Genomic DNA, 11,744 nt, shown 5'->3' with positions numbered 1-11,744 from the left:
GCGCCCCCCGACAAGCGCGTCAGACCCGACAACACACCGGCACCGGCAATCCGGGTCATCAACTGGGGAAGCAAAGCAGCAACGTCGGTCATGCCAAGATCGTGCGGACTAAGCGAAGCGAGCGCAACCCGGCAATCGCGTCAGACGCGCCGCCGATCAAGAAAGCAACAATAGAGCGGCAATCAGCGGCAAAATGGTGTGCGAGAGCAGTCGCTCAGATATGAAAAACGACCGAGTTCAGCCAATAGGAAGCGATCGGCTTTCCTTCGGCATCGAGCGCAGGGTCGAATTCGGCGTTGCGCATGATCGCCTTGCACACCGCATCGTCGAACGCCTTGGGCCGCGTCGATTGCTGTATATGACACGCCGTCGCTTTGCCGGCGGTATCGACGTTCAGCCGGAAGTGCACGATCGCTCGTTTGCCCGACAATAGCATCGGAAGCGGGTAATCCCGCGATTTCATCCATTCGCCCGGATTGCTCCGGGGTTTCGGTCTCCGCGACAGCGCGGCATGCTTCGCCACGTCGATCCCCCAATGATCGAGGAGTTCGTCGGTGCATTTTTCGAGCGCCGCGAGCGGCGCGCCGAGCGATCCGGTTTCGAGAATGAAGGGTTTGCGAATCGATCGTGTCACCTCGATGAAGGTGACCGCGGCTTCCTGCTCGGGCGTGATCTCGGGTACTTCGAAATCATATTTTTTCGCCTTGAGCGCCGCTTCGGCAGCCGCGCGCACTTCCGGTGAGTAGGGCGCGATGCGGACGCTGCCCCGAAGGATCAGCGACGGCGTCTTGTCGGCCAGCGCCGCAGGATAGAATTCGGCTTCCTGCTCGGCCTCGGCAGGGCCGAAACGGATCCGGATGCTGCCTTCGTTCAGGCTGGTGTAGGCGGGCTTGCCGATGAAGCTGAGCCGCAACGCATCCCCCGGCTGGTAGCGGTCGATCATCAGCACGACCTTCTGGTCGCCCTCGCCGAAGCTGCGCCCCATGCGGCAGCTGTCCTCGGCATAATGGACATTCCATTTCGAACTGGGCTTCAACCGCAGCGGCTCTTTGGCTGCACCTGCGCCGGGCAGCGTAAGCGCCGCCAGCAAAACCAAGATCGCCCGATCGCGCCCTATTCTCCCCATCGATTCAATCTTGCCGACACACGCGCCAAACGCAAGTCCTTGCACCCGCCTATAGTTCGCCCCACGACGCATAGTCTTCGACATGGACATTGGGCCGGCGAAAGCTCGTAAAGCTCATGCTGGCAGAGAGGTCGAGCGCTTCGATCTGGTGCCACCAGCCGACGGGCAAAAAGATGGCCTCGCCCGGCCCGATAACTGTTTCGAGCACCGGCGGTACGGCCGAATCGCCATAGCCGGCGGGCAGCGCTTCATTGCCCCAGTCGGAGAAGCAATGGCGGCTGTTGCGCATCCGCGCGAATGCCCAGGGCGGCGCCATCCGCACGCGCTTTCGCCCGATCACCTGCACCAGCAGATTGTTGGTGAGATCGTGGTGCCAGGGGGTGAGCGTTCCCTTGGGGCCGAGCCAGAAGAAACCGTCACGCGTTCGCGTGTCGTCGAGCAGCGCGATCGGGGCCATATCCTCCCACAAGGAGGCGAGCGCTGCAGCGTTGGTGCCGCTATTATAGGCGGTGAGGTAGATGTCGTTGCTCGCCTCGTCCTTGCGGAGCCAGTCGATCAGTTCGGCGAAACGGACGAGGCGGCGGTGATCGTCCTTGGCCAGCTCATAATCGGGGTCGCGCTCGCGCTCGACCTGCGCCTCGACGACGGCATCGCCCGCGGCCGCGGCGAAATGATCGAGCGACCAGCGCGCCAGCGCCGGCCAATGGTCGACGATGCCGGTCAGCTTCGCGGGCCGATTCGCCTCATAATAGTGCCGATAGAAATGCTGGGCATCGGGCGCAGCAAGCGTGTCGAGCGCGAAGCCGCCCTCGCCCTCGCGCGCCAGCCGCTCCTGATTGGCGAGCAGCCAGCCCTGCTTCGCCATCCGCGCCGCCTGCCGCCGCAGCATCGCGGCCATCGGGTCCTTCGCCAGCCGGTCGACCTCATATTTCGCCGCCGCCGCCGACACGCCTGCGGCGGCGAGGCGCGCGTGGAGCGCGCTATCGTCATCGCCGGCCGCAAGGCCTTCGGCGAGCAGGGTGCGTTTGTCGGGCTGGGACATCGAAGAAACTCCTCGCGCCGCTCAAGGGCATTGCGATGACAAAAGGATGACAGCTTCAAGGCCGCTGACTAGTCGCCCGCCGGTCCCTTATAGTCCAGCCCATAGACGGCGGCGCGAAAATCACGGTGGAGCGTGCCATCATAAGGAATGGTCTGGACGAAGAAGACCGCGGTCAGCCGGTTCGCCGGGTCGACCCAGAAGAGGGTCGATGCCATGCCGTCCCAGAAATATTCGCCCGTCGCACCGCGATTTTCTTGGCGAGTCTGCGGCGGCGACTTGCGCACCGCGAAGTCGAAACCGAAGCCGACCGCGCCCTTGCCGGGGAGCCAAGCGCGTTCCTTGATCGCGGGATCGAGCTGGTCGGTCGCCATCAGCCGCACAGTCGAAGGCCTGAGGATGCGCGCGCCGTCGAGTTCACCCTCGTTCAGCAACATGCGCGCAAAGCGTTGATAATCGTCGAGCGTCGAGGCGAGGCCGAAGCCACCGGGGGTCAGCGCATGATCCTTGAAATTCAGCACCTCCGCCTCAGCCGCGGCTTGCTGGACCAGCTTGCCGTCCTTCTTCACATTCATCGCCGCGAAGCGCGGCAGCCGTGAATCCGGCTGCCGCCAGGCGGTCTCACGCATCCCGAGCGGTTCGAAGATATGGGTTCGGACATAGTCGGCGAAGGACTGGCCCGAGAGCTTCTCGACGAGCGCCGCCTGCACATCGACCGCGATGCTATATTCCCATTGCGTGCCCGGCTGGAACAGCAGCGGCACGCTCGCGAGGCGTTTGCTTGCCTCGGCGAGCGGGATCGCCAGCGCGAGCGGTTCGGCCGCGACATAGGCGTCGTGCGCGGGTGTCGGCCCGGCGCCATAGGCGAAGCCCGCGGTGTGGCGCAGGATGTCGCGCACGGTGATCGGGCGTTCGGCGGCGACATAGCGCGGCTGGCCCGCGGCATCCTTGCCCGCATAGACGCGCATGTTCGCATATTCGGGGAGATATTGGGCGAGCGGGTCGTCGAGATGGAACTTGCCCGCCTCCCATAGCTGCATCAGCGCGACGCCGGTGACGGGCTTGGTCATCGAATAGATTTGCGCGATCGTGTCGCGGCGCATCGGGCGCTTCGCGTCGCGGTCGGCCATGCCGGCGCTGCCGAAATAGACCTCGCGCCCGTCCTGCCAGATCAGCGCCGAGGTCCCCGCGGCGCGGCCGTCGGCGATCATCGCCTTCAGCGCCGCGTCGATCCGCGCCTTGTCTATCGTCAGCACTTCGAGCGGCGCCGCCTGCGCGTGCAGCGGGGGCGCGATCGCCGCCGGGCCCGCACTCGCCATCATCATCGCCAACGCCAGTCGCTTGCCGCGCATATCGCCTCTCCCCTGCCCGGCCGTCCGCCGGGTTCGGCGCGCATCACATGGGATCGGGCGCCACAGGTCAACCCGAATAGGTCTGCGCAAGACTATTCGGCCGTGGCAGCTTCCGCCGCGGGCGCCTTTGCAGCGGTGAGGCTGCCATTCTGGATCAGCCATTGCGGATGGCTCGCCTGCACCGACGCCATGATGCGGTCGATCGCCGCGGAAACTTGTTCGCCTTCGGCCTCCTGGTCGCGCTGGACAACGACACGCCGCGCCTGCGCATCGATCAGCACCCGTTCGCGCGGCAGCAATTCGCCGACGGTCAGCCCGGCGAGGATCGCGCGGCTGTCCTCCTCGCGCTGTTCGAGCGCGGCGAGGCGGCGATTGAGCTGTTCCTCGACCTGCACCGCAGCGTTGGTCTGTTGCCTCAGTTGCACGATGCTGACACGGACCTCGCGATCGAGCTCACCACCAATCTTTGCCGCAAGCCGGTTGTCGAGCCGTCCGGCGTAACGATCGACGAGCACCACCCCATCGACGGCTACGGCGTCGCGTTCCATCCGCACGTTGAGGCTGTCGACGCGGTCGCTTTCACCGAGCAGCGATCGCAATTCGGCCTGCACAACCGATCGCGCGCGAACCTCACCCGCCAGGCTGTTGAGCGTCAACGCGAGCGGGATCGACAAGATGCCGAGCGTCGCGACGATACCGGTGACCTGCATCGCGGTGTGCTGCGGCGTCAGCGACGGGCCGAAATGGTTGAGCCGCGCGACGATCGTCGCGGCAAAGGCGATGGCGAGCGTGTTGGTGAGGAACAGCAGCGCCGCCCCCATCGCGAAATCGAACCGGCCGGTGACGAGACCGAAGCCGACCGTCGACAGTGGCGGCACGAGCGCGGTCGCGATCGCGACGCCGACCATCACCCCCGACAACTTGCGCATGATCGCATAAACGCCGGCGATGCCGCCGACGACCGCGACGCCGAGGTCGAGCAAGGTCGGCTGCGTTCGTGCCCGAAGTTCAGGCGTTACGTCCTTGACCGGCGACAGCCAGATGATGAGCATCGCGACGAGGATCGCGACCGCCATCCCGGCTGCGAGCGTCACGAGCGAGCGGCGAATCAGATTGGATTCGAGGGTCGCAAGGCCGAAGCCAACCCCCATGATCGGTCCCATCAGCGGCGACACGAGCATCGCGCCGATGACGACCGCGGTCGAGCTTTGCAGCAGGCCGAGCGTAGCGATCATCGCCGCCAGGATGATGAGCAACAGGAATTTCTTGTCGAGCCGCGCGTCGCGCGCGACGCTCGCCAGAATCAACGAGCGGTCGAGGGCGTCGTCGCCCTCGACCGCATCGTGATTTTCCGCGCTCCGGGTCGCCCGGCGACCGCCGGCGTTGAACGGCGTGTCGCCCAAACCGGGCACTCCGGGGTGGTTGCCGGCCACGGCGACTGCCGTTTAGATCTTGCCGGTCAGTTCGGGAACGGCATTGAACAGATCGGCGACGAGGCCGAAGTCGGCGACCTGGAAGATCGGGGCGTCTTCGTCTTTGTTGATCGCGACGATCGTCTTCGAATCCTTCATGCCCGCGAGATGCTGGATCGCGCCCGAGATGCCGATCGCGAAGTACACCTGCGGCGCGACGATCTTGCCGGTCTGGCCGACCTGATAGTCGTTGGGGACATAGCCCGCATCGACCGCGGCGCGCGATGCACCGAGCGCGGCGCCGAGCTTGTCGGCGAGCGGGACGATGACTTCTTCGTACTTCTCGCTCGAACCCAGCGCACGGCCGCCCGAAACGATGATCTTCGCCGAGGTGAGTTCGGGGCGCTCCGACTTGGCGATTTCGGCGCCGACGAAGCTCGAGATGCCGGCATCGCTGCCCGCGCCCACGGCTTCGACCGTGCCCGAACCGCCGGAGGTCGCGGCCTTGTCGAACGCGGTGCCGCGAACGGTGAGAACCAGCTTCGCGTCCGACGATTCGACGGTCGCGATCGCGTTGCCGGCGTAGATCGGCCGGGTGAAGGTCTTCGGACCCTCGACCGACAGGATTTCGGAAATCTGCATCACGTCAAGCAAGGCTGCGACGCGCGGCGCGATATTCTTGCCGGTCGTCGTCGCAGGCGCGAGGAACGCGTCGTGGCTGCCCATCAGCTCGGCGACGAGCGGCGCGATATTTTCGGGCAGGTTATGACCGAAAGCAGCGTTGTCGGCGACATGCACCTTGCCGACGCCGGCGATGCCGGCGGCTTCCTTGGCAACCGCATCGACGCCGCTACCGGCGACGAGCAGATGGACTTCGCCAAGCTTCGACGCGGCGGTGACCACCGCAAGCGTGGCGTCCTTGACGGCCTTGCCGTCATGTTCGACCCAAACCAGAGTTTTCATGAGTGCACTCCCAGCGCTTTCAGCTTGGCAACCAGTTCATCGACATCGGCGACCTTGACGCCGGCCGAGCGGGCGGCGGGTTCGCTGACCTTGACCACCTTCACGCGCGGGGCGGTGTCGACGCCGTAATCGGCGGGGGTCTTGGTATCGAGCGGCTTCGACTTCGCCTTCATGATGTTCGGCAGCGACGCATAGCGCGGCTCGTTCAGACGAAGGTCGGTGGTGACGATCGCGGGAAGCTTCAGCTTCACCGTCTCGAGACCGCCATCGACTTCGCGCGTCACATTGACGCTGTCGCCATCGACATTGACCGCACTGGCAAAGGTGCCCTGCGCCCAGCCGGTCAATGCCGCGAGCATCTGGCCGGTCTGGTTGTTGTCGTCGTCGATCGCCTGCTTGCCAAGGATGACAAGGCCGGGCTGTTCAGCGTCGGCGATCGCCTTGAAGATCTTTGCGAGCGCGAGCGGCTCGACGGCATCGTCGGTCTGGACGAGGATCGCGCGGTCGGCGCCCATCGCGAGCGCGGTGCGCAGCGTTTCCTGTGCCTTCGCCGGTCCGACGGACACGGCGACGATCTCGGTCGCGACGCCCTTTTCCTTCAGGCGGATCGCTTCTTCGACGCCGATCTCGTCGAACGGGTTCATCGACATTTTGACATTGGCCAGGTCAACGCCCGTGCCGTCGGACTTGACCCGCGGCTTCACGTTGTAATCGAGCACCCGCTTTACGGGGACGAGGATTTTCATAGCTTCGACAGCTCCTCTCGAAAAATTGTGCACTGCGCCATAATTGGCGTTTACGTAAACGTCAACTAGCAGTCCCTACTCCTCCCTCGCGGGTGCGAGGGAGGGTTGGATTATCACGCCGCCTTGTTTACCTCGGCGACGATTTTCTTTGCCGCGTCGCCGAGATCGTTGGCCGCAACGATCGGCAGCCCCGAATTGGCGAGGATGTCCTTGCCTTCCTGGACATTCGTGCCTTCGAGGCGGACGACGAGGGGAACAGAGAGGTTCACTTCCTTCGCCGCGGCGACGATGCCGTCGGCGATGATGTCGCACTTCATGATGCCGCCGAAGATGTTCACGAGGATGCCCTTCACGGCAGGGTCCTTGAGGATGATCTTGAACGCCGCGGTGACCTTTTCCTTCGAAGCGCCGCCGCCGACGTCGAGGAAGTTGGCCGGAAATTCGCCATTGAGCTTGATGATGTCCATCGTCGCCATCGCGAGCCCGGCGCCATTGACCATGCAGCCGATGTTGCCGTCGAGCTTGATGTAGGCGAGGTCATATTCCGACGCCTCGACCTCGGCCGGGTCTTCTTCGGTCAGGTCGCGGAGCTCGGCGAGATCCTTGTGGCGGAACATCGCGTTGCCGTCGAACGCCACCTTCGCGTCGAGCACGAGCAGTTCGTCGCCGTTCGCGCCCTCGCAGACGGCGAGCGGGTTGATTTCGATCTGTTCGGCATCGGTGCCGAGGAACGCGTCATACAGGCCGGCGAGGACCTTGGCCGCCTGCTTCGCGAGGTCGCCCGACAGACCGAGCGCGGCCGACACGGCGCGGCCGTGATGCGGCTGGAGGCCCGTGGCGGGGTCGATAATGATCGTGTGGATCTTTTCGGGCGTGTCGTGCGCGACGGTTTCGATGTCCATGCCGCCTTCGGTCGAGGCGACGACCGCGATGCGGCTCGATCCGCGATCGACGAGCAAAGCGAGGTAGAATTCCTGCTTAATGTCGGCGCCGTCGGTGATGTAGAGGCGGTTGACCTGCTTGCCGGCTTCGCCGGTCTGGATCGTTACCAGCGTGTTGCCGAGCATGTCCTTGGCGTGCGCTTCGACTTCCTCGATCGTCTTGGCGAGGCGGACGCCGCCCTTCGCGTCGGGGCCGAGTTCCTTGAACTTGCCCTTGCCGCGGCCACCCGCGTGGATCTGCGATTTCACGACATAGAGTGGCCCGGGGAGCTGCTTCGCCGCGGCGACGGCTTCCTCGACGGTCATCGCGGCAATGCCCTTGGGCACGGCAACGCCAAATTTCGCGAGCAGTTCTTTCGCCTGATATTCGTGGATGTTCATGAGGTCTGCCGGGCCTTTCGACTCTGTAAAGGGAGAGGATCGGCGCCGCCTAAGCACAAGTTCGGCGGCAATTCTACCCCCGGGTAGCCCCAGATATTCTTGTCTGCGGCAAAGGCTTGCGGCCAGCCGGTTCGTCTTTCGGATGACGCCCCGGGCCCGAGTTGATAATCGGGCAAGGTCGAAATGTGGGATGAGGGAAGCGAAGATGCGGATAAAGCTTCTAGTTTTGGCGTTGTCGGCGTTCGCAGGTCCGGGCGCCGCGACGGCACAAGTGAACCAGTCGCTCGATGTGCAGATCGTCGAAGCGCCGAAAATCGTCCGGATCGGCGCGGCCGACCAGCTCGTCTATGAACTCCACCTCACCAATTTTTCCAGCCACCCGCTCGAACTGAACGGGCTCGCGATCAAGGCAGGCGACACGCCGATCAAGACCTATAGCCGGGACGAACTGCCCGCGGCGATCGGCCTCGTCGGACCGCCCGAAGCCAATTCGCGGATCATTCCCATCGGCCGCCGCGCTATCGTCTATATCGGCGCGCCCGTCCCCGCCGCCTTTCCCCGCGGATCGATCTCGCACAGCCTGACGCTGAGCAAGATCGACACCGAAGAGCCGGATTTCACGATTTCAGGCGGCGCGGCGGCGCCCGAAACCGCCGCGCTGCCCCGCCTGTCGCCGCCACTGCGCGGCGGTCCGTGGGTCGCGGTATACGCCCCTGGCATGGAGCTCGGCCATCGCAGGGTCTTCTACGCCACTGAAGGATCGGCGATGCTGCCCGGCCGTTTTGCGATCGACTGGATGAAGGTCGACACGAAGGGAAAATTGTCTGCGGGCGACGCCAATATTCCGGCGAATCACCATGGCTTCGGCGCCGAGGTGCTCGCAGTCGCCGACGGCGCGATCGTCGCGGTGCGCGACGATGTGCCCGATCCCGCCACCATATCGGGCAGGCCGAGGCCCGGCATCGCGGACGCCAGCGGCAATTTCGTCATGCTCGACATCGGTGGCGGCCGCATCGCGATCTACGAGCATCTGAAGCAAGGCGCGCCCGTGGCGGTGGGCGATCGCGTGAAGGCCGGGCAGGTCGTGGGCTTCCTCGGCTTCACTGGACAGGCCAGCGCGCCGCACCTGCATTTCCACCTCGCCGACCGGCCGTCGATCCTCGGCGCCGAAGGGCAGCCCTATGTTGTCACCTCGCTCACGCGACTGGGGCAATATAAGGCAATCGACGATTTTTTCCGCGGCGAGGCATGGCCGCCCGTCGACCGTTCCGAAACGGTGCGGAACAGCTTTCCGCCGCCGAACCTCGTCGTGCGCTTTCCGGGCGATTGATGGCTTAGCGCAGCGCGCAGAGCGCCGCCGAGCTCGTCGACACGGTCAGGATCTCGGGATCCCTGAGCGCGCGGACCTTGTGAAAAAACTGGTCGAGCGAAAGGTCGGTGACGCGCTTGTCCTTGAGGCTGCCGAGCGCCGACAGGCGGCGGAGCTGGACCAGCGAGAGCCGGTCGACCATGCGTTCGGCCATGCACGCCGACATCGCCTTCGACAGGCCGGCATTGTTGAGTCCCGTGCGCAGCCGCGTCTCGGGCGTCGCGCATCCGGCGAGCGCGAGCGACAGCAGGGCCAGCGGCAGGGCAGCAAGCTTCATCCTCGATTACCTTCCGTGATATTCGGCAACCGCCGACGAGACCGACTGCATCAGCGCCATGCGCGCGGGGATGCCCGACGTGGTGCTGCCCATCATCACGACGATCGCATAGCGCGTGCCGTCGGGCGCGGTGGCGATGCCGATGTCGTTATAGCCCGCGGTCATGCCGCCAAGATTCTGTCCGGTGCCGGTCTTGTGCATGAATTGCCAGCCGGGAGGCAGCCCCGCCTTGAGCCGCCGCGGCCCGCTCCGCGTTCGGCTCATCACGCCTTGCAGATATTCGGTCGATTCGGGTGACAGCAAGGTGCCGCGCGCCAGCCGCGTCAGCGCGCTGGCGATGGCGGCGGGGCTGGCGCCATCGACGGGATTGGCGAGATAATTGTTCATCGCGGCCTGGCGCGCCGCGGCCGACAGCGCGGCGCGCGCGGTCTCGAAATTGCGGCCGACCGAATAGCTTTGCTGCCAGGTCAGCCCCGCGGTCCCCGCCTGCAACAGGCGTTCGCCAGGGCCAAAGCGGATCGAGCCGAGGTCCTTTTTCGCGATGAAGGCGCGCACGGCGGCAGGTCCACCGACGGTGCGCAAAAGGCTGTCGTTCGCAAGATTGTCGCTGTGGGTGATCGCGGTCTCGATCAGGTCACGGACGCTCATCGTAACCGAGCGCTCAGCCCGCACGCGTGCCGCGAGCGGCTGGTGAAAGACCACCAGATCCTCGGGGCCGATGCGGACGCGCTGGTCCATCGTCATCCGCCCCTGATCGACCGCGTCGAGCACTGTGAGCGTGACCCACAGCTTCGACACGCTCTGCTGCGGGAACAGCTCGCCGCCGCGCTGCGACAGCGACCATTCACCATCGATGCGCTGCACCGCGATGCCGGTCTTGCCGGGGAAGGCGCGCCACAGTTCATAGATGCGGTCGTTGAGACCCGCGGGGGCGCGGCGGAAGCCGGGATCGACGGGGCCGGCGGGGCGCGGCATCGCCGACCGCACCGGTTGACCGATCGGCACCGTCACCGACCCGGACGGACCGCGCACCGCCGCTGGCTGCTGCTGCGCGCGTGGCTGCGGAACGATCGCGGCGCTGCTGACGCAGCCCGCAAGCACCGCGGCGCTCATCGACACGGCGAGGAGCGGCTTGCCGGAAAACCTGAACTTCATTCGAACCCCGCACTTGCGACTTTATATTATCCCGACCCCATTCGGACTTTATCCTGCGTCACGCAGGCGCGCGGGAGGGGCCAGCGATTTGCGGTGAATGATTCTTCTGCCGCGACCAATCGCGGAACCGGGCGGATTTCAGGGCGCGGGGTTCGCCCGGACGCCGTTGTCAGGGTGCGGGCTTCGCCCGAACCATATCGGGATAGAGCCGCTTCAACGCCGCGAGCTTGGGCGCGTCCCAGCGCAATATATAGCCGTTCTTGGGATTGCGGCGCATGAAATCCTGATGATTCGCCTCGGCGGGATAGAAACGCTTGTACGCCTCGATCGGCACCGCGACGGGCTTGGCGAAATATTTGCCGCCGCCGATCTGCGACAGATAGGCAGTTGCGACCTGGCGCTGGCTGGCGTCGAGCGGCACGATCGCGGCGCGATATTGCGGACCCGTGTCGGGACCCTGACGATTCTTGAGCGTCGGGTCGGCGATCACCGAAAAGAGGATGCGGAGCAGGCTGCCATAGCTGACCTGCGACGGGTCATAGACGATGCGAACCGCCTCGGCATGGCCCGACTTGCCGTCATGAGTGAGTTCATATTTGGCCGTCGCGGCGTTGCCGCCATGATAGCCCGATTCGACCGAAATCACGCCTTTGACGTTGGAAAAGACGCCTTCAACGCCCCAGAAACAACCGCCGGCGAGTACCGCGGTCGCGCGTTTCGCACTAACGGCGGGATCGACTAGCGCAGCGGGCAGCTTGACGACGCTTTCGGCCTGCGCCGGAGTGCATTGCGCGACGATCGCGCCTGCAACCAGCGCCGTGACGGCGCGAAGCGAAAGGCTTCGCCGCAGCGGCGTCAAGCCGGGATCGGCAGCGCCGGCTGATTGAGCACGATATAGGTTGCGCCAATCGCGAAGCCAGCGAGCATGGTCAGGAACCAGTCGGAGCGGAGCATGGAGAGCATATGGGCCTCTTTTTTTCATA

11 protein-coding genes are annotated in these 11,744 nt (G+C 65.1%); 1 reads left to right on the top strand and 10 read right to left on the bottom strand.

Annotation, left to right across the window (positions count from 1 at the left end; translation table 11 throughout):
- Positions 1-214: 214 nt before the first annotated feature.
- The 7 genes from ASD73_RS21745 to sucC all read right to left on the bottom strand — a co-directional run bounded on the left by ASD73_RS21745 (position 215) and on the right by sucC (position 7,960).
- On the bottom strand, positions 215-1,096 hold the full coding sequence (locus ASD73_RS21745; protein ID WP_162256160.1) for an energy transducer TonB: 882 nt from the start codon (positions 1,094-1,096) through the stop codon (positions 215-217).
- Positions 1,097-1,175: 79 nt separating this feature from the next.
- Positions 1,176-2,168: a cupin-like domain-containing protein gene (locus tag ASD73_RS21740; RefSeq protein ID WP_056368206.1), complete on the bottom strand. Its 993-nt coding sequence runs from the start codon at positions 2,166-2,168 to the stop codon at positions 1,176-1,178.
- 68 nt (positions 2,169-2,236) lie between these two features.
- Positions 2,237-3,517, bottom strand: coding sequence for a serine hydrolase domain-containing protein (locus ASD73_RS21735; RefSeq protein ID WP_056368204.1), 1,281 nt, complete (start codon positions 3,515-3,517; stop codon positions 2,237-2,239).
- A gap of 92 nt (positions 3,518-3,609) precedes the next feature.
- The gene (locus tag ASD73_RS21730; protein WP_056368201.1) at positions 3,610-4,950 is read right to left on the bottom strand and encodes a DUF389 domain-containing protein; all 1,341 of its coding nucleotides are present in this window, start codon (positions 4,948-4,950) and stop codon (positions 3,610-3,612) included.
- Between the two features lie 12 nt (positions 4,951-4,962).
- Positions 4,963-5,892: an electron transfer flavoprotein subunit alpha/FixB family protein gene (locus ASD73_RS21725; protein WP_056368198.1), complete on the bottom strand. Its 930-nt coding sequence runs from the start codon at positions 5,890-5,892 to the stop codon at positions 4,963-4,965.
- Positions 5,889-6,638, bottom strand: coding sequence for an electron transfer flavoprotein subunit beta/FixA family protein (locus ASD73_RS21720; protein WP_056368196.1), 750 nt, complete (start codon positions 6,636-6,638; stop codon positions 5,889-5,891). The genes ASD73_RS21725 and ASD73_RS21720 overlap by 4 nt, the downstream gene beginning before the upstream one ends.
- 113 nt (positions 6,639-6,751) lie before the next feature.
- Positions 6,752-7,960, bottom strand: coding sequence for an ADP-forming succinate--CoA ligase subunit beta (gene sucC, locus ASD73_RS21715; protein ID WP_056368194.1), 1,209 nt, complete (start codon positions 7,958-7,960; stop codon positions 6,752-6,754).
- A gap of 205 nt (positions 7,961-8,165) precedes the next feature.
- Here sucC and ASD73_RS23485 point away from each other — a divergent pair, with 205 nt between their 5' ends.
- Positions 8,166-9,290 carry a M23 family metallopeptidase gene (locus tag ASD73_RS23485; protein ID WP_162248184.1) on the top strand — a complete coding sequence of 375 codons (1,125 nt, stop codon included), beginning with the start codon at positions 8,166-8,168 and terminating at the stop codon, positions 9,288-9,290.
- Positions 9,291-9,294: 4 nt separating this feature from the next.
- Here the strand turns inward: ASD73_RS23485 and ASD73_RS21705 are convergent, their stop codons facing one another.
- The 3 genes from ASD73_RS21705 to msrA form a co-directional block, all read right to left on the bottom strand.
- The gene (locus tag ASD73_RS21705; protein ID WP_056368189.1) at positions 9,295-9,606 is read right to left on the bottom strand and encodes a hypothetical protein; all 312 of its coding nucleotides are present in this window, start codon (positions 9,604-9,606) and stop codon (positions 9,295-9,297) included.
- 6 nt (positions 9,607-9,612) lie between these two features.
- The gene (locus ASD73_RS21700; protein ID WP_056368187.1) at positions 9,613-10,761 is read right to left on the bottom strand and encodes a serine hydrolase; all 1,149 of its coding nucleotides are present in this window, start codon (positions 10,759-10,761) and stop codon (positions 9,613-9,615) included.
- A gap of 169 nt (positions 10,762-10,930) precedes the next feature.
- A complete protein-coding gene (msrA, locus tag ASD73_RS21695; protein ID WP_056368302.1) occupies positions 10,931-11,611 on the bottom strand; it encodes a peptide-methionine (S)-S-oxide reductase MsrA in 681 nt (226 codons plus the stop codon).
- Positions 11,612-11,744: the final 133 nt, after the last annotated feature.

This window comes from Sphingopyxis sp. Root154, assembly GCF_001427105.1.
GTDB lineage: Bacteria > Pseudomonadota > Alphaproteobacteria > Sphingomonadales > Sphingomonadaceae > Sphingopyxis.
This window is presented reverse-complemented; position numbering and strand designations above follow the sequence as displayed.

Excerpts from the sequence above, each read along its gene's own strand:
- ASD73_RS21720 (WP_056368196.1), bottom strand. The coding sequence starts at position 6,638 with ATGAAAATCCTCGTCCCCGTAAAGCGGGTGCTCGATTACAACGTGAAG.
- sucC (WP_056368194.1), bottom strand. The coding sequence starts at position 7,960 with ATGAACATCCACGAATATCAGGCGAAAGAACTGCTCGCGAAATTTGGC.
- ASD73_RS23485 (WP_162248184.1), top strand. The coding sequence starts at position 8,166 with ATGCGGATAAAGCTTCTAGTTTTGGCGTTGTCGGCGTTCGCAGGTCCG.
- ASD73_RS21735 (WP_056368204.1), bottom strand. The coding sequence starts at position 3,517 with ATGCGCGGCAAGCGACTGGCGTTGGCGATGATGATGGCGAGTGCGGGC.
- ASD73_RS21725 (WP_056368198.1), bottom strand. The coding sequence starts at position 5,892 with ATGAAAACTCTGGTTTGGGTCGAACATGACGGCAAGGCCGTCAAGGAC.
- ASD73_RS21705 (WP_056368189.1), bottom strand. The coding sequence starts at position 9,606 with ATGAAGCTTGCTGCCCTGCCGCTGGCCCTGCTGTCGCTCGCGCTCGCC.
- ASD73_RS21700 (WP_056368187.1), bottom strand. The coding sequence starts at position 10,761 with ATGAAGTTCAGGTTTTCCGGCAAGCCGCTCCTCGCCGTGTCGATGAGC.
- ASD73_RS21740 (WP_056368206.1), bottom strand. The coding sequence starts at position 2,168 with ATGTCCCAGCCCGACAAACGCACCCTGCTCGCCGAAGGCCTTGCGGCC.